Source organism: Isorropodon fossajaponicum endosymbiont JTNG4, from assembly GCF_016592615.1.
Lineage (GTDB): Bacteria > Pseudomonadota > Gammaproteobacteria > PS1 > Pseudothioglobaceae > Ruthia.
Window position 1 is genome coordinate 690071 of the sequence record NZ_AP013043.1, and the last position, 20158, is coordinate 710228.

The following is a 20158-nucleotide window of genomic DNA, read 5'->3' on the forward strand; positions in this document are numbered from 1 at the left end:
CTTCTTTTGGCTTTTATTGCAGGTATTTTTTGGTATTTAAATCAAAAAGACAATACTAAAAAAGTAAAAGAAGCCCCTATTTTGATTGTCATTAGCAAGGGTGAAAAAGAACAAAAAGAGATTGTGAGTACCGTTATAATTGATAATCATCCACTGCTTGATTCTGATTCTAATAAAAACATTATTAACCCAAAAGCACTAGATGAAGCAATCCATAACTACACCAATAAGCATCAATGAAGCCAATACATACAATTCAAAGAAGAAAATCTAGGCAAATATTTGTTGGTGATGTTGCAATCGGTGGTGATGCACCCATTTCAGTACAAAGTATGACCAATACTGAAACGACTAATGTCAAGGCAACAGTTGCACAAATACAAGCCATTCAAAATGCAGGCGCTGATTTAGTACGTGTTTCTGTGCCGACAATGGATGCAGCAGAAGCTTTTAAAGCCATAAAGAAACAAGTCAATATTCCACTGATTACCGATATTCATTTTGATTACAAAATTGCACTAAAGGTGGCAGAATATGGCGCCGATTGTCTGCGTATCAACCCAGGCAATATTGGGCGAGAAGACAGAATAAGAGAAGTAGTGGCGTCAGCTATAGATCATAATATTCCAATTCGTATTGGTGTGAATGCAGGTTCTTTGGAAAAGGATTTACAAAAAAAATACACCGAATCAACACCTGAAGCAATGGTTGAATCTGCCTTTAGGCATATTGATATTTTAGATAAATTAAATTTTGATAATTTTAAGATTTCACTTAAGGCCAGTGAGATTTTTATGACTGTATTTGCTTATCAACAACTAGCCTCTCAAATTGATAATCCTCTACATTTAGGCATTACTGAGGCAGGCTCGCTGCGTTCTGGCACAGTTAAGTCTTCGATTGGTTTGGGTTTGTTATTATCAGAAGGTATTGGCGATACAATTAGAGTTTCTTTAGCCTCTGATCCAGTTGATGAAGTGCGTGTTGGTTTTGATATTTTAAAATCTTTAAATTTACGCCAAAAAGGCGTTAATTTAATTGCTTGTCCGTCGTGTTCTAGGCAGAAGTTTGATGTGATTAAAGTAGTTAATGAGTTGGAATCTCGCCTTGAAGATATTACCGAACCAATTGATGTAGCGGTGATTGGTTGTGTGGTTAATGGACCTGGTGAAGCAAAAGCAGTGTCAGTTGGCCTAACAGGTGGTGAACCTAATCTTTTGTATCTTGATGGTAAAACCCATTCTAAAATAACCAATGAAAACTTAGTAGATGAGCTTGAAGCTCAAGTGCGAAATCAATTAAAAAATAAAACTCAAATAGCCTAAAGAAGTTACCAATAACTTTTTTGTATACCGTGGCATGCTAATAAGCGCTTCAAAGACCCTGTAAACCAGATTGTGTAAACCCTCATATTTTATAATCCCCGAAAAGGAGAAAAAACATGAGTAACACAATACCAAGAAACAAAAAAAAGCAACTTAACAACACAGGCATCAACCAGAAAAAGCTCCGTGCTTTTGCTGATGAACTTGCCAAAGACATCCACACCCAAGATGATTTAGCAGATCTAGCTGCTTCACTGGTTAAAATGACCATTGAAGCAGCATTAGGTGCTGAGATGGAACATCATCTTGGTTATCCAAAATATGGGCAAAATAGCAGCGAGCTTAATACAGACAGCAATGCTCGTAATGGCTATTACCCTAAAACCGTCAAAGGCAATCATGGTGAAGTTGAACTTGCTATCCCAAGAGACCGCAGAGGTAGCTTTGAACCTTTAATTATTGAAAAAGGTCAAACGCCGATTGGGTGCTTTTGATAGTCAGATATTAAGCCTATATGCCAAAGGCATAGGTACCCGTGATTGCAATAGTCTAATTTTATTGGACACAAAGATAGCCTTATAATACAAACCATAAGGAGGTCAGTAATGACACAATATAAATCAAGAAAACAACGAGTGACTTTTACCGTTGAACATTCTGTTCAATACCCCCTTGAGGGGGGAACACTAGATTATGCCAAACTCATGGTGCATGAGAATTACACCAATAAAAAAATCATGATAATATCAGGAGCTTGCTCCTCAGCAGTTAGCAGATGGAGAAAACAATACCTAGCAGAGCTTGGTGGACAAACACCAGAGTCAGGCAAAGCGCTGACTTCTGAACAACAAACAATACAACTGCTTGAGAAACAACTTTGGCGCGCACAAAGGGACAATGAAATCTTAAAAAAGGCAACAGCCTTGTTCGCTGTGGACAATCACCAAGTGATATGATTATCAAGATAAACAAGGCTTGCCAACAATACAATACTAAAGAATTATGAGCATTACTCAAACTTCCTCGCAGTAGTTATTACTATCAAGTCAAAGATAAGCGAGTAAACAACAACACCAATGCTATGATTAAATTAATCAAACAAACTGCTATTGAAGTTGGATACACCTATGGCAAACGCAGAATGCGGGTAGTTTTGAATAACCAAGGTTATAACATTGGTATTTACCAAACCGCAACGCTAATGAAAAAAGCCAATGTAGTTGCCATACGCCCAAGAAAGCGTCATTATTACCCTAATACTAGATTGATGTTTAAAAAGGCAAAAAACCTATTAAATCGTGTGTTTGAGCAGCAATCAATTAATACGCATTGGGTTGGTGATATTACCTATATCAAAACCTATCAAGGTGGGAGTTATTTAGCCAGTGTGTTGGATTTAGGCTCAAGACAAGTTGTTGGTTGGGCATTGTCAAAACAGCCTAATGCTCAGTTGGCAAAGGATGCGCTTAGTAATGCTGTGTCTAGACACCAGCCCAATACAAATAAACACATGTTCCACTCTGATCAAGGGACTCAATACTCTTCTAAAGTTTTTATTGATTATTGCAACAAGAACAACATTACTCAAAGCATGAGCAGGCGAGGTAATTGTTGGGATAATGCGGTCATGGAGCGTTTCTTTAGAAGTCTGAAGACTGAGAGATTAAATTATCAAAGTTTTGCAAATCATAGTGAAGTCGTGCAAAATGTAGAGGGTTATATCTACTTGTATAATTACAAAAGGATTCATTCAGCGATTGGGTATTTAACACCTGCTCAAAAGATGGCTGAATTGAAAAAAGCGGCTTGAAATGTGTCCAAGTAGGTTAGAGCATTGCACACTCACCGAAACCCTACATTTCCCTAAATCATGCCTTCATTGTGAAGATCCGCCACTGAATCAAACGTTCTAATGATTGAATAACTCGTCTTGCTGGCATGGACAAGTCCACATCAATATTCAAGCCTTCCCGATTGTAATCATCGACAAAAATCTAATACCCAGCGCTGTTGTTACTGCTAAATAAATAAGCCCTGACATGCCAGCCAAATAAGGCAACAAACTAACCAACAACAACAACACTGTGTATAACAAAATCTGTGTTCTGGTATAGGCCAGTCCGTGTGTGACTGGCAACATTGGCACGTCGACTTTTTTATACTCCTCAACCCGATGAATGGCCAATGCCCAAAAGTGTGGTGGCGTCCAGATAAAAACAATTAAAAACAACAAACAAGCATACTCAATACCTTGAATGCCAGACACTGCTGTCCAACCTAGCACTGGAGGTGCTGCACCTGCTGCACCGCCGATAACAATATTTTGTGGTGTTGCGCGTTTAAGATACAAGGTATAAATGATGGCGTAGCCAATCAGTGAAACGAACGTAAGCACCATAGTAATAGTATTAACAAACAATTGTAAAACGCCAAGACCAACAAGCCCCAAAAATACACCCCATACTAATGCTTGGTTTCGGCTTACTTTCCCTTGTGGCAAAGGGCGCTTGTTAGTACGAGACATTTGAGCGTCAATCTGTTCATCAACCACATGATTAAACACTGAAGCTGAAGCGGCTGCCATACTAATGCCAATTGAAGCACTCAGCACCAACAACCCGTTAGGTAAATACGGCGCAGGTACAGCTAAAAACATGCCCACCACTGCTGTTAGCAATATCAGTGCCACTACTTTAAGTTTACACAAAGCTAGTAAGTCACTGATTGAAGGCATTGTCATCTCCTGTTTAGCCAATGCGTGAATATTTAAATAAGCGTTTTAAATCTTTAATAACACGCTTAATCTCTAAATTTTTAGAATTGTAACGCAACATCACATTGCCAAGCGGGTCAATCAAAAATAAACTATTTTCTGGAAACTGATTCAGTTGTCGATTAAGCGCTTTACTAGCATGTCCAACTAATACATCTGCTTGTTGCGCTTTGGCTTTGTTTGTTATTAACAGCAAATTTTGAATACGGCGCATGTCTTCATTCATCAAAATACGAACAGTCTTCATATCTTGCAATGCCTTTATACAAGTATTACCACATTGCTTAGTTGTGTAGGTCAATGTCCACAAACCTTGCAAGCTACTTTGGGTGTCAATAAAAGTAATGTCTTGTTTTGTAGTGGTAATGATAGGGTTAACAAACTCACCATAATTAACCGTATGCTGAGTAAAAGAAGCAGGACTTAAGTAAAAGAAAGCCGTTCCAAAAGCAATTGGCAATACAAAGGATGCCAACAATATCCACAATTCTTTCTTAGAGTCCATAAAAATCTTATGCTTATAAAGCGCCTAATAATACACTTAAAAACACCAAGAAATTAAAAAACCAAGTATTATAGTCTGACTTCTATGCCGTTTTCTTGCATGGCTTGTTTGGCTTGTTGTATCGTATAGTCACCAAAATGAAAAATACTAGCTGCCAGCACTGCATCAGCACCACCTTGTAACACACCTTCAGACAAATGCTCTAAATTACCCACACCACCAGAGGCAATCACAGGCACATCCACCGCATCAGAAACTGCCTTAGTGAGTAACAAATCAAAGCCTGTCTTAACGCCATCACAATCCATTGAGGTAAGCAGCACCTCACCAGCACCATTATCACCTTGAGTCATGTTAACTGCCCACTCAATAGCGTCAATACCCGTTGGTTTGCGTCCGCCGTGAGTAAAAATTTCCCATTTCAATGGGCTCTCGGTCACTCTTTTAGCATCAATTGCAATCACAATACATTGCGAGCCAAATTCTTCACTTAACTGGTTAATTAGATTAGGATTAAAAATGGCAGCAGAATTAACAGCAACTTTATCCGCGCCTGCATTTAACATCGCGCGCACATCAGCCGACTTACGAATGCCGCCACCCACAGTCAGTGGAATAAATACTTGTTCAGCAATTGCCTCCACCATATGTACCATAGTGTCCCTACCCTCAATTGATGCAGTAATGTCTAAAAAAGTAATCTCATCAGCGCCCTCAAGATCATAACGCTTAGCCGCCTCAACTGGGTCGCCTGCATCCTTGATATCAACAAACTTAGTGCCTTTAACCACACGACCATCACGCACATCAAGACAAGGAATGATTCTTTTTGCTAAACTCATAAGCATGAATTTTACCGCACACACCAACTCTATATTAACTGTGTTTACTGATTGCTTGCAATGCTATGGGTATAATCCGACTTTGTTATGGGTACGCTTAAACACATCGCAATTATCATGGACGGCAATGGTCGTTGGGCATCAAAACGCTCTTTACCCCGCATTCTGGGACACCAACAAGGGATTAAAGCGGTGTGTGGTGTTGTTAAAGCTTGTGCAATACGCGGTATTAAAACACTGACCTTGTTTGCTTTTAGTAGCGAGAATAAAAACCGTTCGACTGAAGAAGTCTTTTTGTTATTTAAACTATTTCTTGGTGTGCTTAAACAAGGGGTTAAAAAACTCAATGAGCACAATATCAAACTAAAAATAATTGGGGATATGTCTTTATTTCCTGCCAAAATCCAACAAACAGCACTTGATGCACAGGCACTACTCGCTAGCAATACTGGTCTAACGCTAGTGATTGCAGCCAATTATGGTGGTCAATGGGACATTGCTCAAGCAGCAGCCAAGATCGCACAAGCAGCTATTGCTGGCAACATAAAAGCCAATAATATTAATGTGGATAGCTTCTCACAATATCTGTCATTAGCCAATGAGCCAACTGTTGATTTGTTAATTCGTACTAGTGGTGAACTTAGGATTAGTAATTTTTTACTGTGGGATATTGCTTATAGTGAGTTTTATTTCACAGAAACACTGTGGCCAGATTTTAGCGAGTCTGAATTAAACAAAGCCATCACCAACTTTAATAATTGTAATCGGCGTTTTGGCACAAGACTTAAAGAAAAACCATGCTAAGACAAAGAATCATCACCGCGCTCATTTTGGCACCATTATTTATTTGGGCAATATTCGCCATGCCCAGTCATTACTTCGCACAATTACTTTTGGTTTTTGTTGCACTTGGTGCATGGGAATTCTCACGTTTAATTAAATTTAAGCACTTAGTTGCTAGACTGTTATTGATGGTTGGTATTGTTGCCTGCGCACTCATCATTCAGAACAATGCCCAAATTATTGCGTTTGTGCTTTACTTGTCCATTTTATGGTGGATGGTTAATGTATATTGGGTACTAAGTTATCCCAATAAAACCAATCTGTGGTTTAATCCACTTATTGTTCGTATCATAAGTGGCGTATTGTTATTAGTGCCTATGTGGGTTGCATTAATTACTTTACAACAACAATACGGCGCTGATTATTTCTTACTACTCATGCTGATTATTTGGGGTGCTGATTCTGGTGCTTATTTTACTGGCAAGGCAATTGGCAAAAGAAAATTAGCACCAAAAGTAAGCCCAGGAAAATCAATCGAGGGTGTGATTGGTGGCATTGGCGCTGCCTTAATAGTGATGGTTGTGTTTTTACAATATCAAAATATAGCGACCAATCAATATTTGAGTTATTTACTATTAGCCATTGTTGTCGCTAGCGTATCAGTATTGGGCGATTTGCTTGAAAGCTTATTTAAACGCACCTCAAACATTAAAGACAGTGGACAAATTCTGCCTGGACATGGTGGCATTCTAGACCGAATTGATTCTCTCACAGCAGCAGCACCATTCTTTCTACTAGGGCTTGGCTTAATATGAAAAATATAACCCTGCTCGGTGCGACTGGCTCTATCGGTAAAAGCACTTTGTCGGTAGTAGATTTACACCCTGATCAATTTAACATTTTTGCTCTAAGTGCCAATACCAACTGGCAACAAATGCTTGAGTTGTGTAACAAATACCAGCCCAATTATGCAGTCATGGTAGACGAGCAGTCTGCTGAAAAATTATCAAATGCCATCACCACTGACACCCAAGTACTTAGTGGCACTCAAGCGCTAGATAAGGTTGCTGCCCATCAAGACACCGACTTTGTTATGGCTGCTATTGTAGGCGCTGCTGGCATGTCCTCAGCCCTTTGTGCCACCAAAGCAGGCAAGCGCATTATGCTTGCAAATAAAGAATCACTGGTATTGGCAGGTGATATTTTTATGCAGGCAGTGGCAGAATTTAATGCCGAACTGATTCCTGTTGATTCAGAGCACAGCGCAATTTTCCAGTGCCTACAAAGTGGCAGATCAGGCTTAAACAAAATCCAGTTAACTGCCAGTGGTGGCCCGTTTTTGTTTGTGCCATTCAAAATAAACAGGTATTAGATGTTATCATCAATGTTTTGTATTGAGTATTTCTCATTATATTTATTTAGTTCCATTCGTTTAAAAGGGTGATGCTATATTTTTAAAAACCATATTTCTAAGCAGAAAACAAAAAAAATATTATTTAACACAAAAGGGTAAGCATGAAAAATAAAGAAATTTATTCCACTGAAGAATTAGAAATATTTGCAGCAGTGGAATCAGGTAATTACACAGCTATGCCTACAGAAGAGTTGGAAAAAAGCTTATGCTAAAGTCGCTAAAAATACGATTGATAAAATGACTAAAAAGAAAGGCTATCATTTGAAATTAATAGAACATGACGTGGAGAATATTAAGATTTTGGCTTTGCAGAAAGGTCTACCTTATCAAACCCATCATTCACCAAGTAGCAACCAAACAAATTAAAGTTTAGAAGGAGTTTTCTAGATTTCTTTATTTAATAAGTGTGATAAATAATGGATTTTTCAATAACTGAACTCATTTTGGTGGGTTTGATTTTTATGTGGGCAGGGTTTGTGCGCACGGGGCTTGGGTTTGGTGGGGCTGCACTTGGGTTGCCGCTGATGTTGCTGGTGGGTGCGTCACCTGTTTATTGGTTGCCTATAATTGGGCTGCATTTGTTGTTTTTCTCTTCATTGACTTTGTTTAAGTCTATTAGGCAAGTGGATTGGTGTTATCTTAGGCGATCACTCTTATGGATTATTCCGCCGACTTTGGTTGGGGTATTCGGGCTGTTGTCATTACCTGATAAGGTGATGATTGTGTTTGTGTATTCAATCACGATTTTTTATTCAATTATTTGGATTTTTAACCAAAAGATTACCTCGCACCAACCGTGGGTGGACAAATTATTACTCATATTGGGTGGCTATGTGGCAGGCACTTCGCTCACTGGCGCACCTTTGATTGTGACTGTGTATATGCGCCATGTGGCGAAGGAATATCTGCGTAATACTTTGTTTGTATTGTGGTTTATTTTGGTGGGTATTAAGATGAGCACTTTTGTGGCATTTGGCGTGATGATTGATTGGCAATTGTCTTTGAGCTTAATTCCTATTGCAGTAATTGGACATGTTATCGGGCTTAAATTGCACCAAAGAATTATAGAGAATGACGATTTATTTAAACGCTGGGTGGGTGGTGCGTTATTGTTGGTTAGTTCGTTTGGTGTTTTAAAGGTTGTTATGTAGTATTGGTAATTTTTAGTCTTGGTTGTGGGCTAGCCATCTAAAGTATTAGCCATGATTGGAATCTCGCTAGTTTGTTTCATTTTTTCAAGTACAAAATTAGACGTTACTTTAAGAAACGAAACTTTACCAATCAGCTTTTTATAAAACAAATCATAGCTTTCAATATCCTTAATAATGACCTTTAATAGATAATCAATCGTGCCACTCATGCGGTGGCATTCTACAATTTCTGGCATTCTTTCAACAACTCTGGAGAACAAGGCTAGTTTTTTTGGTCGTGGTTTTCCATGGTAACAAACACAAAAGCCGTTGTGTTCAGATGCGCTTTTTTAGGATCAAGTATTGCGACAGTTTTTTGAATAAATCCATTAGATATGTCCTGAATGGTTAAATCTGCATTTTTTTGTAATAAATCTAAAATAGCGCTGTCTAGTTTATCCAAAATATTTTTCTATAAATTATATATTTATTAGAATAAATATTCTAATAAATATATAATTTAGTTAGTATTTTACTAAATATACCTATTTTTATAGATTTTTTTATATAAAGTACTGTCTTAACTTAATAAGACGTAAACAATATGTACCAATATGACACTAACGATGCCCAGTTTTAGACCAAAGAGTGGGGTAATTTTCAAAGTAAGTGAGTAGATATTTAGAAGATGAACTTGATGATGACCAGTTTAGAAGCCTTCGTTTAAGAAATGGTTTATATCAAGAGTTGCATGCTTACATGTTGCGTGTTGTCATTCCTTATGGCACATTAAATGTTAAGCAACTTCAACAGTTGGTCTATATTGCTGATAAATATGATAAAGGCTATGGTCATTTCACCACCAGACAAAATATTCAGTTTAACTGGATACAATTAACTCAGATGGGTGAAATATTGAAAGATTTGGCCAAGGCTAATTTACATGCAATACAAACCAGTGGTAAGGTTGTGCGTAATATCACCGCTGATCCTTTATCTGGTATTAGGGTGGATGAAGTTGCAGATGCGCGTCCTTATTGTGAGCTTATTAGGCAGTGGTTTACTTTGCATTCAGAGTTTTCATGGCTACCAGGGAAATTTAAAATTGCCATTAATGGTGCTAAGTTAGATGAGATTGGTTTGGAGTTTCATGATTTAGGATTGCAATTAACACTGAATGACAAAAATCAATTAGGCTTTAGTGTTTATGTGGGTGGTGGCTTAGGGGCGGCACCTATGTTGGTGGCAAAAATAAAATCGTTTGTTGCAGAGCAAGATATTTTGAGTAAGAGAAAGTTTATAAAAAAACGAATATTTTCTTAATTTGTCTCGTATAACAAACAAATATACTGACATAATATCTATGATTCTTTCTTGCTTATTCCAACAAAAAAATTAGCCGTTGTTTTTACGGTCTTTATTATCTTACTAGGATTGTCATCATTGCAATCAATTCAAAGAGATAAATTTCCCAATGTTGATTTGGAGAAGATGACAATTAATACCGCTTATCCTGGTGCTTCTCCTGAAGATGTTGAACTTAATGTCACCAATAAAATTGAAGAAGAATTAAAGGGTATTATAGGTATAAAAAAATACGTCTAATGCGTTGACTAGCGTAGCTTGGGAACTGTTTACCCCACTGGTATTCAAACTGCAATGCTCTAACCTACTTGGACACATTTCAAGCCGCTTTTTTCAATTCAGCCATCTTTTGAGCAGGTGTTAAATACCCAATCGCTGAATGAATCCTTTTGTAATTATACAAGTAGATATAACCCTCTACATTTTGCACGACTTCACTATGATTTGCAAAACTTTGATAATTTAATCTCTCAGTCTTCAGACTTCTAAAGAAACGCTCCATGACCGCATTATCCCAACAATTACCTCGCCTGCTCATGCTTTGAGTAATGTTGTTCTTGTTGCAATAATCAATAAAAACTTTAGAAGAGTATTGAGTCCCTTGATCAGAGTGGAACATGTGTTTATTTGTATTGGGCTGGTGTCTAGACACAGCATTACTAAGCGCATCCTTTGCCAACTGAGCATTAGGCTGTTTTGACAATGCCCAACCAACAACTTGTCTTGAGCCTAAATCCAACACACTGGCTAAATAACTCCCACCTTGATAGGTTTTGATATAGGTAATATCACCAACCCAATGCGTATTAATTGATTGCTGCTCAAACACACGATTTAATAGGTTTTTTGCCTTTTTAAACATCAATCTAGTATTAGGGTAATAATGACGCTTTCTTGGGCGTATGGCAACTACATTGGCTTTTTTCATTAGCGTTGCAGTTTGGTAAATACCAATGTTATAACCTTGGTTATTCAAAACTACTCGCATTCTGCGTTTGCCATAGGTGTATCCAACTTCAATAGCAGTTTGTTTGATTAATTTAATCATAGCGTTGGTGTTGTTGTTTACTCGCTTATCTTTGACTTGATAGTAATAACTACTGCGAGGAAGTTTGAGTAATGCTCATAATTCTTTAGTATTGTATTGTTGGCAAGCCTTGTTTATCTTGATAATCATATCACTTGGTGATTGTCCACAGCGAACAAGGCTGTTGCCTTTTTTAAGATTTCATTGTCCCTTTGTGCGCGCCAAAGTTGTTTCTCAAGCAGTTGTATTGTTTGTTGTTCAGAAGTCAGCGCTTTGCCTGACTCTGGTGTTTGTCCACCAAGCTCTGCTAGGTATTGTTTTCTCCATCTGCTAACTGCTGAGGAGCAAGCTCCTGATATTATCATGATTTTTTTTATTGGTGTAATTCTCATGCACCATGAGTTTGGCATAATCTAGTGTTCCCCCCTCAAGGGGGTATTGAACAGAATGTTCAACGGTAAAAGTCACTCGTTGTTTTCTTGATTTATATTGTGTCATTACTGACCTCCTTATGGTTTGTATTATAAGGCTATCTTTGTGTCCAATAAAATTAGACTATTGCACCGGTAACTTTATCACAATAACCGCACAATTCATGACCATTGGCTAGTTTGATTTTTTTATTATCTAGAATGATGCCATCCTTTTTCAGTTCTGCCAGCGTTCTTGAAAAGGACTCTGGTTTCATGCCTAAATAAGCAGCAGTTAAGGATTTTGAATAAGGCAATTCAAATGTGTTGTTAATTTTGCTGATGATGGCGAATACTCTATTGAGGTTGACCCTAGAGGAGTTGGTAAAGACACAATTAAGGCATTAGCACGAGCCAGATTTAATCGCATTAGTTTAGGTGTGCAAGATTTTAATGTTGATGTTCAGAAAGCGGTTAATCGCATTCAGAGCTTTGAACAAACCAAAGCAGTGATGGATTTATCTAGGTCGCACAGGTTTGAGTCCATCAGTATTGATTTGATTTATGGGCTGCCTAAGCAATTTGAAACAACGCTTAATCAAGTTGCGCAGTTGCGTCCTGAGCGTATTTCATTATTTAACTATGCTCATTTGCCAGAACTATTTAAACCACAACATCGTATTGATGTTTTGATGTTGCCATCGGCTGATGAAAAGCTGGCCATTTTTAAATATTCGATGGATTTTTTATTAAGCCAAAGCTATGTGTATATTGGCATGGACCATTTTTCTTTGCTAGAAGACCCGCTGGCAATTGCACAAAGCAAGGGGCAACCGTATCGAAATTTCCAAGGTTATTCTACTCATGCACAGTGTGATATTATTGGCTTGGGGCTTAGTGCAATTGGGCAAGTGGGTGGGAGTTTTTCTCAGAATAAAAAAACAAGGTCAAATTATTAATCAAGATGATAAGATTAGGCGTTTGGTGATTATGGATTTGATTTTTAATTTTGAGTTAAGTTTTACCAAAATCGAACAAACTTTTAATATTGTATTTGCAGATAGCTTGTCTGAGTTGAATGAAATGGCTGAGGATGGCTTGCTTGAAATAACAAACCGTTCAATTAAGGTAATGGACAAAGGTCAATTATTGATTCGTAACATTTGCATGGTGTTTGATGCATATCTTGCTTTGAGCAAAACTCAGTTTTCAAAAACTATCTAAGTACGTCAAATTCTGGCGCAAGGTTTAGCTCAAAAGCGCTTGTTTTAATGTTTGGATTGATGGCAACTGAATTAAAAGTAACTAAAATTGTTTGATCCAGTTCATTATTAAGCGTAATGGCTTGTAGTGTGTTATCTTTAAAACCAAAACTCAATTGGTTGGCTTGCTGAGTGCTGTACCAATTAATCTTATCTTTTGTATGTATATATTGTGGCGTATGGCTGATATTGCTAGGTCGATTAATAAGCCAATATAGTGGCGTTTGTGTTAAGTCAGTTGTTTGCATTAAACTGGCTTGTTCTAATTCAATATCAACCAGCCACAACTCAGTATTATTTAACAGTAGTATTTGCTCATTTGGTATTAGCGTATGCCAAATGAGTTGTTGTGGACGTTTAAATAATAAAGTACCAGAAGAGTTGGCTAACAGTGTGCCTGTATTGTTATAGGTGCTTTGTGTAAAGTTGGCACTTAAACGTTCAAATGAGTTAAAAAAATTAGAAAACTCATGGTTACTATTAGCAAAGCTAAAACTAGAAAATATAAGTATTAGAGTGCTTAAAAACTTAGTCATTAGTATTAATGGGTTCAGGTGCTAACACTTGGCGATTACCAGCGCTGTTCATACTACTTACTACGCCACTGGCTTCCATGTCTTCAATAATACGTGCTGCGCGGTTATAGCCAATACGCATGCGACGTTGTAGGCTAGAGATTGAAGCGCGACGTGATGAGGTTACAATTTGCACGGCTTCATCATACAAGGCATCAAGTTCACCTGAGGCGTTTGAAGTGCTGTTTGAATCTTGTGAATCATCTGACTCACTATGGGTATTAAGAATGCCGTCTAGGTAGTTGGTTTCGGAGTTTTCTTTTAAGAAATTAACCACGCGCTCAATCTCTCCATCATCAACAAAAGCACCATGCACACGAGTAAGATGTGACATGCCTGGTGTCATATAGAGCATATCGCCCATACCGAGTAATTGTTCAGCGCCACCTTGGTCAAGAATGGTGCGCGAATCAACTTTTGAAGAAACTTTAAAAGCAATACGTGTGGGTATGTTAGATTTAATCAGACCAGTAATGACATCCACACTTGGGCGCTGCGTGGCAATGATAATGTGAATGCCTGCAGCTCGAGCTTTTTGTGCTAAGCGCACAATGAGCGCCTCAACACGTTTAGCTTTGGCACGGTCCTCTTGGGCGAGTGCACCAAGCATATCGGCGTATTCATCAATCACCAGCATAATCAGTGGTAGTGCTTCTAACTCAGGCGCTGTTTCATCTTCATCGGCAGTATTTGGATTAAATGACGGGTCAAGCAGGGGCTCGCCTTTGTCCTTAGATTTTTTGAGTTTCTCATTAAAGCCTTCAATATTACGTACGCCAAACTTGGCTAATAATGAATAACGACGCTCCATTTCATTAACACACCACCACAAGGCAGAAGTAGCCTGGTTCATATCTGTTACAACAGGTGTAAGCAAGTGTGGAATATCAGCATAACAGGCCAGTTCAACAATCTTAGGGTCAATCATAATAATGCGCACTTCTTCTGGCTTGGCTTTGAAAAGCACACTTAAAATCATGGCATTTAGCCCGACTGATTTACCCATGCCAGTTGCACCAGCAACAAGCAAGTGCGGCATTTTTGCTAGATTGGCAATAATGGGAATACCATTAATATCTTTACCCAAGCCCATGGTTAAGGCGGAGCTAGATTTGATAAAATTTTCAGAAGCAAGGATTTCTTTAAGGCTAATCATTTCACGCTGTGCATTCGGAATTTCCAAGCCAATAACAGGCTTGCCAGGGATAACATCAACAATACGCACACCCTCAACCAACAGAGCGCGAGCTAAGTCTTTGTTAAGATTCATAATCTGACTGACCTTAACACCAGGCGCAAGTGATATTTCAAATTGAGTAACCACAGGACCAGGAGTAACCGTAGTAACTGACACATCAAAGCCAAAATCTTTAAGCTTGATTTCAACTTGGCGTGACATGTCTTCCAACGCTTGTTTAGAATAACCTGTGGTATGTTCAGTTGGCTCATCAAGCAAATCTAGGCTTGGCAAGCCAGTAATAGTTGTTGTGTTGAATAGATTAGAAGAGGCGGCTTTTTTAATGTTCTTATTTGACCCTTCCTTGCCTTTTTTTATTTTAGTAAGCACGCTGGGTTTGGCATTTGATTGTTTGGAGGTGGTAGAAATCTTTATAGCCCTTTTGGTTTTGGACCGCGTTCTCATGTCACGCATTTTTGTAAAAAGACGATTCAGCATGCCGCCAGTAGAAGAGAGAATATTAATCCATGAAGTACTACTGGCAATGCTAAGACTAATCATCATAATGCCGAGATAAATAATGAGTGCTGCAGAGCCAAATAAAACACCAAAATAACGATGCATGGTAATACCAATATAGCCACCAGAAACGCCTGTATCTGCGAAATTTTGAGTTAAAAATGCTGCACTAAAAGCAATCAATGCGATAAGTGCAATAAAACGAAGGGTAGCTACTGAGTATTTTGGCCTTTCTTGATTAACATGTTTGTGGATATTCCAGCCTAGCCACATTAATGAAATCGGTATTAAATAGGCGCTATAACCTAAAATAGATAAAGAAATATCACTTAAATAAGCACCAAACACACCTGCAAGATTAGCAACTGGTGCAATCAGAGCAACATCACCCGACCAAGGATTTTCGTTAGTAGAGTGGGTTAATAAGGCGGATAAAAAAATAAAACCCACGGTACTCAGAAAAATAAACAGTATTTCACTGGTTATTTTGGTACGAGGTTTTTGTGGGTATCTTTTTGTGCTTATTTTGTTATTCTTTTTCAAGGTGGTTTATAATGTTTCGAATGTATCCACAAAGTATAAAGTATTCATATGAGCGAAAATAAACATTGTAAAGTATTGATTGTTGGTTCAGGTCCTGCAGGCTATTCTGCTGCGGTCTATGCGGCTAGAGCCAATCTTAGCCCCGTTATTGTCAGTGGCATGGAGCAAGGTGGTCAGTTGATGAGTACCACAGATGTGGACAATTGGCCTGGAGATGATACCGGTGTTCAGGGTCCAGATTTAATGGCGCGCATGAGAAAACATGCCGAACGTTTTGATACGCAAGTCCTTAACGATACCATTACATCAGTTGATTTTGCCAAACGTCCTTTTGTTTTAAAAGGTGAGGCAACCACTTACATAGCAGATGCAGTGATTATTGCAACGGGCGCAAGTGCGCGTTATTTAGGTTTAGAGTCAGAAGAGAAATTTAAAGGTAAGGGCGTCTCTGCTTGTGCAACATGCGATGGATTTTTCTACCGCGGGCAAAAGGTAGCAGTGATTGGCGGTGGTAATACAGCAGTTGAAGAGGCATTGTTTTTGTCAAATATTGCCGATCACGTTACCATTATTCATCGCAAGGATAAATTTTCTTCTGAAAAGATTTTATCTGACCAGTTAATTGAAAAGGCAAAAACAGGCAATATTACCATTGAATATAATCACAATCTTGACGAGGTGTTGGGTGATGCCATGGGTGTAACAGGGCTTCGTTTAAAAGATAATGATGGCAAGATAAAAGACATTGATGTGCATGGCGTGTTTATTGCCATTGGTCATACGCCTAATACAGCTATTTTTGAAGGGCATTTAGAAATGTCTCATGGTTATATTAAAGTACAAAGTGGCACACAAGGCAATGCAACGCAAACCAGTGTAGAGGGTGTATTTGCAGCAGGTGATGTGTCAGACCATATTTATCGTCAGGCGATTACCTCAGCTGGGTCGGGTTGTATGTCAGCACTAGATGCTGAGCGATTTTTAGGCGAATAAACTTTTTTTAAAGGTATAATTCTCATTTTTTGTCCAATAAAAAGGGCATAAAGGCCACATAGCTCAGTTGGTAGAGCAAGGGACTGAAAATCCCTGTGTCCCTAGTTCAATTCTAGGTGTGGCCACCATATTTAATTAAGCGCACTTAGGTGCGTTTTTTGTTAAAGTCAGTAGCCATTATTTTATTGTTTATGCAACTTAAAGGCATTGGTCGTTATGCGCAAGACACAAGCTTAAAAAGTAGCAGGCAATGATGTTTAGTATACTTGCTAATAAATATTATAGTTTTATTATATAATAAGTTTGCAATATTATTATTTAATGATATAATACTCACATGTTGCCACTACCCCAAGAATTACCCTCTCCTCAAGAGATGAGGTGGCAACATACTCAAACAAAACCAATCAGGCATATCTGTGGCTGATCTATGCCGTGAATACGCAATGTCTCAAGCCACATTTTACAAATGGAGATCTAAATACGGTGATACAGATTTTGTCTCTATGGTTAAACGCTTAAAAGAGCTAGAATCAGAAAATGCTCAATTCAAGCGTATGTATGCTGAGAGTGAGTTGAAACTGCAAATTACAAAGGATGCCTTAGCAAAAAAGTTCTAAAGCCATCCCAGTGGCGTGAGGATGGCTTTAAACATCAATGAACAAAATAAGAACACAAGTATCAAACTTATTTACGAAGTTTGTAGCATTAGTAAAAGCACTTATTATTATCAACCAAAACTCAGTGATGACAATGCTTTAATTGCCGATTGTCTACTGCGCTTAACCGCAACGCACAAGCGTTGGGGTTTTAAACTGTGCTATTTATATCTACGTAATGTTAAAGACTACAAATTTAACCATAAACGAGTGTATCGCATTTACCAAGAACTGGAGCTCAATCTAAGAATCAAGCCAAGAAGAAGAATCAAAAGAGATAAACCCGAAGCACTGAGTGTGCCAACAACTATTAACCAAACTTGGTCAATGGATTTTATGTCAGACTCACTCACTGATGGCAGGCACATTAGAACTTTTAATGTTGTCGATTACCCCCCCGCACCTCAGTTGGCTAAAAAAGGCGACCCATGGTCAAAGGTTAAGACTTGCGTTACTGGCAATAGTGTTAATGAATGCGTGTGTAAAGATGATGTACAGACGGTCTGTAATATGCCAACCATGTAGGTAACCGTTTCTTTCCGTGATGCAATTAAATTATCCTTTGCCAAAGTTTCTCAGGTTAAAAATAGTGCATTTGCTAATTCAGGTGCTGATTTTTCACCATGTTTGGTGCGTAAACATGGTGGAAAGCTTCCATTCCAGTTGAGTTCAGTAAACAGTACGCATTGGCAATATTATATTGAAAACAATATTTACTATAAAAAATTCACTGTTAGTTTAGAGACGAAGCTTGATTTCTGAAAAATGGGTCATGTTATCAAAGGTGTCAAACCTTCTTCAGTGCATAAACCTGAATTATCCCTGAAATCAACACCTGCAGAAGGAAGTTATCTGGTTGAGATTGCAACTAAGGATAAGGCAGACTTTGCAGGTTGGTTAGCTGGAGACATTGTTTCTGCAGTAGCAGGTTGTGCTGCTGGATTTGCAATTGCAGTAGTTGCAGAACAGGACCCAGTGCTCTGGTGTCATGGTTTCTCAGACCTAACAGAAGCGGTTGAAACAGCTTTCCAAGGCTTGGATAAGAAGCCGGCTATGCTGTTTGAAGCAGATGGGAATGTAACCTTTATTTAGATATGGTATGTGTTTATGTAAAAATTCGATAAATAATAAATTTGATATAAGACAAAAAAAGTGGCATAAGACTTAAAAATGAAATTTAGCGTAGAGTTACTAGCTCCTCAGCACTACTGGGGTGTATAGCGATTGTGTCGTCAAACTGCTTCTTAGTCGCCCCCATTTTGATGGCTACTGCAAATCCTTGCAATATTTCATCAGCACCGTGTCCCATGATATGACAGCCGACGACTTTTTCATCATCACCTGCACATACTAATTTAAGTGCTGTGGTGGTTTTGTGGTTAAGTAAAGCATCTGCCATTGGGGTAAAACTTGAAGTGTAAATTTTGACTTTATCAAATTTTTTATTGGCCTCAATCTCCGTGAGTCCAATAGTGCCAATCGGTGGGTGTGAGAAAACCACAGTGGAAATATTACTGTAATCTAAATGCCTATCGGTCATATTGTTATATAGCCTATCAGATAATCTTCTACCCGCTGCAATCGCTACAGGTGTGAGCGGTGTTCTGCCTGTGGCATCGCCGAGTGCAAAAATATTATCTACATTGGTCACTTGAAACTTATCTGTTGGAATAAATCCGCGTTGGTCGCATTCAACACCTGCATTTTCCAAACCAAGATGTTGCGTCATTGGGTCCCTACCAACCGCCCAAATGATTTGGTCAAAACCACTAAACTCACCATGATTAGTAAATATCGTTTTATCGGCTGAAACTTTATCAATCGCAGTGCCATGATGAAGGGTAATACCGTGAGCGGTATAGTCTTTATCCAAGGCTTCTTGAATCATGGTATCAAAACCACGCAATAAGGTATCAGCTCTGCCGAAAATCTCAACTTTACTGCCCAGTGCATTCAAAACACCTGCAAGTTCCACGCCAATATAACCGCCGCCAATAACCGCTACTTTTTTGGGTAATGTTTCTAATTTAAAAAAACCATCTGAGGTGATACCATACTGTGCACCTTCAATATTCGGAATAGATGGCTCGCCACCGGGTGATAATACAATATGGTTTGCTGTGTAAGTTTTACCATTCACAGATACCATATTTTTATCGACTAATTTGCCAAAGCCATGAATATAATCAATACCTAATTTCTCTAAATAGCCGTCATACCAGTTGGTAATACCTTTGATATAGTTATCGCGACCTTGTTTGAGTTTTTTCCATGAGAAGTTTTTAACCTCAATATCAAAACCAAAGCCTTGTGCATTGTTAATCTGTGTGGCAGTATTGGCGGCAAACCACATCACTTTTTTAGGTACGCAACCCACATTCACACAAGTGCCACCAATGGTTTTTACCTCAATGACTAAGCATTTTTTGCCGTATTCACTGGCGCGTTCAACGGCTGAAAGTCCACCAGAGCCTGCACCAATTGCAATCATATCATAATGTTTTATCATTTTTTTCTCCAATAAATAAAAAGGGGCTCACGCCCCTTAACCTCTAACTTGTTGGGTTTAGTGTGTAAACGGTTTGTCAGTAAAAAGATAGTCTTTGAGCTCTTTGTCAAAAACCTTATCCTTGCGTCTAATCCACTCTAACACCATTGCCGCGTGTTCTTTTTCTTCATCACGATTATGTGCCAAAATCGCTGATAATTCGCTGTCTTGACACGCATCAATGCGCTGATGATACCAATCAATTGCCTCTAATTCCTCCATCAAAGACACAATCGCCTTGTGCATGTCCTTGGTTTCTTGTGTTAAATTTTCTTCTGCTTCGTGGTAGCCTTTATTTGCCATGATTT

At 38.5% G+C, this 20158-nt stretch carries 20 protein-coding genes, 1 tRNA gene and 6 pseudogenes; 16 read left to right on the forward strand and 11 right to left on the reverse strand.

Going from position 1 to position 20158, the window contains the following annotated elements:
- Positions 1-6 precede the first annotated feature (6 nt).
- The 4 genes and pseudogenes from CVFO_RS04105 (at position 7) to CVFO_RS04120 (ending at position 3135) form a co-directional block, all read left to right on the forward strand.
- Positions 7-240: a hypothetical protein gene (locus CVFO_RS04105; protein ID WP_225879330.1), complete on the forward strand. Its 234-nt coding sequence runs from the start codon at positions 7-9 to the stop codon at positions 238-240.
- The gene (gene ispG, locus CVFO_RS04110; RefSeq protein ID WP_201340297.1) at positions 237-1325 is read left to right on the forward strand and encodes a flavodoxin-dependent (E)-4-hydroxy-3-methylbut-2-enyl-diphosphate synthase; all 1089 of its coding nucleotides are present in this window, start codon (positions 237-239) and stop codon (positions 1323-1325) included. Before CVFO_RS04105 ends, ispG begins: the two co-directional genes overlap by 4 nt.
- Positions 1326-1492: 167 nt before the next feature.
- Positions 1493-1865 (forward strand): annotated as a pseudogene (locus tag CVFO_RS04115) (transposase); the annotation flags it as partial.
- A 164-nt stretch (positions 1866-2029) separates the two neighbouring features.
- A pseudogene (locus CVFO_RS04120) lies at positions 2030-3135 on the forward strand (IS3 family transposase).
- Positions 3136-3324: 189 nt separating this feature from the next.
- On the opposite strand, the pseudogene cyoE reads toward CVFO_RS04120, so the two are convergent.
- The 3 genes and pseudogenes from cyoE to hisF all read right to left on the reverse strand — a co-directional run.
- A pseudogene (gene cyoE / locus CVFO_RS04125) lies at positions 3325-4065 on the reverse strand (heme o synthase); the annotation flags it as partial.
- 7 nt (positions 4066-4072) lie between these two features.
- Complete coding sequence (locus CVFO_RS04130; protein ID WP_201339113.1) at positions 4073-4603, reverse strand: redox-active disulfide-containing membrane protein; 531 nt, start codon at positions 4601-4603, stop codon at positions 4073-4075.
- A 68-nt stretch (positions 4604-4671) separates the two neighbouring features.
- The gene (gene hisF / locus CVFO_RS04135; protein ID WP_201339115.1) at positions 4672-5445 is read right to left on the reverse strand and encodes an imidazole glycerol phosphate synthase subunit HisF; all 774 of its coding nucleotides are present in this window, start codon (positions 5443-5445) and stop codon (positions 4672-4674) included.
- 87 nt (positions 5446-5532) lie between these two features.
- Between hisF and uppS the strand changes: the two genes are divergently transcribed.
- From uppS to CVFO_RS04155, 4 genes and pseudogenes are all read left to right on the forward strand, one after another.
- The gene (gene uppS, locus CVFO_RS04140; protein ID WP_201339117.1) at positions 5533-6249 is read left to right on the forward strand and encodes a polyprenyl diphosphate synthase; all 717 of its coding nucleotides are present in this window, start codon (positions 5533-5535) and stop codon (positions 6247-6249) included.
- Positions 6243-7043: a phosphatidate cytidylyltransferase gene (locus CVFO_RS04145; RefSeq protein ID WP_201339119.1), complete on the forward strand. Its 801-nt coding sequence runs from the start codon at positions 6243-6245 to the stop codon at positions 7041-7043. Before uppS ends, CVFO_RS04145 begins: the two co-directional genes overlap by 7 nt.
- Positions 7040-7597, forward strand: a pseudogene (locus CVFO_RS04150) (1-deoxy-D-xylulose-5-phosphate reductoisomerase); the annotation flags it as partial. The gene CVFO_RS04145 and the pseudogene CVFO_RS04150, both read left to right, overlap by 4 nt.
- 461 nt (positions 7598-8058) lie before the next feature.
- Entirely contained in the window at positions 8059-8793 is a 735-nt protein-coding gene (locus tag CVFO_RS04155) for a TSUP family transporter (RefSeq protein WP_201340298.1), read from the forward strand.
- A 29-nt stretch (positions 8794-8822) separates the two neighbouring features.
- Here the strand turns inward: CVFO_RS04155 and CVFO_RS08785 are convergent, their stop codons facing one another.
- Both CVFO_RS08785 and CVFO_RS08790 read right to left on the reverse strand, forming a co-directional pair.
- Positions 8823-9029 (reverse strand): Lrp/AsnC ligand binding domain-containing protein, encoded by a 207-nt coding sequence (locus CVFO_RS08785; RefSeq protein WP_245394598.1) that lies wholly within the window; start codon positions 9027-9029, stop codon positions 8823-8825.
- Between the two features lie 26 nt (positions 9030-9055).
- Positions 9056-9235 carry an Lrp/AsnC family transcriptional regulator gene (locus CVFO_RS08790; protein WP_225879332.1) on the reverse strand — a complete coding sequence of 60 codons (180 nt, stop codon included), beginning with the start codon at positions 9233-9235 and terminating at the stop codon, positions 9056-9058.
- 206 nt (positions 9236-9441) lie between these two features.
- Here CVFO_RS08790 and CVFO_RS04165 point away from each other — a divergent pair, with 206 nt between their 5' ends.
- Together CVFO_RS04165 and CVFO_RS04170 are read left to right on the forward strand one after the other, a co-directional pair.
- Positions 9442-10095, forward strand: a complete 654-nt coding sequence (locus tag CVFO_RS04165; protein ID WP_225879333.1) for a nitrite/sulfite reductase — start codon at positions 9442-9444, stop codon at positions 10093-10095.
- A 51-nt stretch (positions 10096-10146) separates the two neighbouring features.
- Positions 10147-10377: an efflux RND transporter permease subunit gene (locus CVFO_RS04170; protein ID WP_225879334.1), complete on the forward strand. Its 231-nt coding sequence runs from the start codon at positions 10147-10149 to the stop codon at positions 10375-10377.
- Positions 10378-10456: 79 nt separating this feature from the next.
- On the opposite strand, the pseudogene CVFO_RS04175 reads toward CVFO_RS04170, so the two are convergent.
- Positions 10457-11563: pseudogene (locus CVFO_RS04175) on the reverse strand (IS3 family transposase).
- A 151-nt stretch (positions 11564-11714) separates the two neighbouring features.
- Positions 11715-11891 (reverse strand): helix-turn-helix domain-containing protein, encoded by a 177-nt coding sequence (locus CVFO_RS04180; RefSeq protein ID WP_201340299.1) that lies wholly within the window; start codon positions 11889-11891, stop codon positions 11715-11717.
- A 42-nt stretch (positions 11892-11933) separates the two neighbouring features.
- Between CVFO_RS04180 and CVFO_RS04185 the strand changes: the two genes are divergently transcribed.
- Together CVFO_RS04185 and CVFO_RS04190 are read left to right on the forward strand one after the other, a co-directional pair.
- Positions 11934-12533 (forward strand): radical SAM protein, encoded by a 600-nt coding sequence (locus tag CVFO_RS04185; RefSeq protein ID WP_225879351.1) that lies wholly within the window; start codon positions 11934-11936, stop codon positions 12531-12533.
- The gene (locus CVFO_RS04190; RefSeq protein ID WP_225879335.1) at positions 12439-12798 is read left to right on the forward strand and encodes an oxygen-independent coproporphyrinogen III oxidase; all 360 of its coding nucleotides are present in this window, start codon (positions 12439-12441) and stop codon (positions 12796-12798) included. Before CVFO_RS04185 ends, CVFO_RS04190 begins: the two co-directional genes overlap by 95 nt.
- Here CVFO_RS04190 and CVFO_RS04195 read toward each other — a convergent pair.
- Both CVFO_RS04195 and CVFO_RS04200 read right to left on the reverse strand, forming a co-directional pair.
- The gene (locus CVFO_RS04195; protein WP_201340301.1) at positions 12791-13372 is read right to left on the reverse strand and encodes an outer-membrane lipoprotein carrier protein LolA; all 582 of its coding nucleotides are present in this window, start codon (positions 13370-13372) and stop codon (positions 12791-12793) included. The genes CVFO_RS04190 and CVFO_RS04195 overlap by 8 nt on opposite strands.
- A complete protein-coding gene (locus tag CVFO_RS04200) occupies positions 13365-15650 on the reverse strand; it encodes a DNA translocase FtsK (RefSeq protein ID WP_201340302.1) in 2286 nt (761 codons plus the stop codon). Before CVFO_RS04200 ends, CVFO_RS04195 begins: the two co-directional genes overlap by 8 nt.
- Before the next feature lie 48 nt (positions 15651-15698).
- On the opposite strand from CVFO_RS04200, the gene trxB reads away from it, so the two are divergent.
- The 4 genes and pseudogenes from trxB to CVFO_RS04225 all read left to right on the forward strand — a co-directional run bounded on the left by trxB (position 15699) and on the right by CVFO_RS04225 (position 18394).
- Positions 15699-16643, forward strand: coding sequence for a thioredoxin-disulfide reductase (gene trxB / locus CVFO_RS04205; protein ID WP_201340303.1), 945 nt, complete (start codon positions 15699-15701; stop codon positions 16641-16643).
- A 52-nt stretch (positions 16644-16695) separates the two neighbouring features.
- Positions 16696-16771: transfer RNA gene (locus CVFO_RS04210), tRNA-Phe, on the forward strand.
- Between the two features lie 261 nt (positions 16772-17032).
- Positions 17033-17692: pseudogene (locus tag CVFO_RS09435) on the forward strand (transposase); the annotation flags it as partial.
- A gap of 375 nt (positions 17693-18067) precedes the next feature.
- Positions 18068-18394, forward strand: coding sequence for a hypothetical protein (locus CVFO_RS04225; RefSeq protein WP_201340305.1), 327 nt, complete (start codon positions 18068-18070; stop codon positions 18392-18394).
- Positions 18395-18479: 85 nt separating this feature from the next.
- Here CVFO_RS04225 and gorA read toward each other — a convergent pair whose 3' ends face one another.
- Both gorA and CVFO_RS04235 read right to left on the reverse strand, forming a co-directional pair.
- On the reverse strand, positions 18480-19811 hold the full coding sequence (gorA, locus tag CVFO_RS04230; protein ID WP_201340306.1) for a glutathione-disulfide reductase: 1332 nt from the start codon (positions 19809-19811) through the stop codon (positions 18480-18482).
- Between the two features lie 57 nt (positions 19812-19868).
- Positions 19869-20153, reverse strand: a complete 285-nt coding sequence (locus tag CVFO_RS04235; RefSeq protein ID WP_201340307.1) for an encapsulin-associated ferritin-like protein — start codon at positions 20151-20153, stop codon at positions 19869-19871.
- Positions 20154-20158: the final 5 nt, after the last annotated feature.

Coding starts and splice junctions, on each gene's coding strand:
- ispG (WP_201340297.1), top strand. CDS start 237: ATGAAGCCAATACATACAATTCAAAGAAGAAAATCTAGGCAAATATTT.
- CVFO_RS04130 (WP_201339113.1), bottom strand. CDS start 4,603: ATGGACTCTAAGAAAGAATTGTGGATATTGTTGGCATCCTTTGTATTG.
- hisF (WP_201339115.1), bottom strand. CDS start 5,445: ATGAGTTTAGCAAAAAGAATCATTCCTTGTCTTGATGTGCGTGATGGT.
- uppS (WP_201339117.1), top strand. CDS start 5,533: ATGGGTACGCTTAAACACATCGCAATTATCATGGACGGCAATGGTCGT.
- CVFO_RS04145 (WP_201339119.1), top strand. CDS start 6,243: ATGCTAAGACAAAGAATCATCACCGCGCTCATTTTGGCACCATTATTT.
- CVFO_RS04155 (WP_201340298.1), top strand. CDS start 8,059: ATGGATTTTTCAATAACTGAACTCATTTTGGTGGGTTTGATTTTTATG.
- CVFO_RS08785 (WP_245394598.1), bottom strand. CDS start 9,029: ATGCCAGAAATTGTAGAATGCCACCGCATGAGTGGCACGATTGATTAT.
- CVFO_RS04190 (WP_225879335.1), top strand. CDS start 12,439: ATGCACAGTGTGATATTATTGGCTTGGGGCTTAGTGCAATTGGGCAAG.
- CVFO_RS04195 (WP_201340301.1), bottom strand. CDS start 13,372: ATGACTAAGTTTTTAAGCACTCTAATACTTATATTTTCTAGTTTTAGC.
- trxB (WP_201340303.1), top strand. CDS start 15,699: ATGAGCGAAAATAAACATTGTAAAGTATTGATTGTTGGTTCAGGTCCT.
- CVFO_RS04225 (WP_201340305.1), top strand. CDS start 18,068: ATGGGTCATGTTATCAAAGGTGTCAAACCTTCTTCAGTGCATAAACCT.
- gorA (WP_201340306.1), bottom strand. CDS start 19,811: ATGATAAAACATTATGATATGATTGCAATTGGTGCAGGCTCTGGTGGA.
- CVFO_RS04235 (WP_201340307.1), bottom strand. CDS start 20,153: ATGGCAAATAAAGGCTACCACGAAGCAGAAGAAAATTTAACACAAGAA.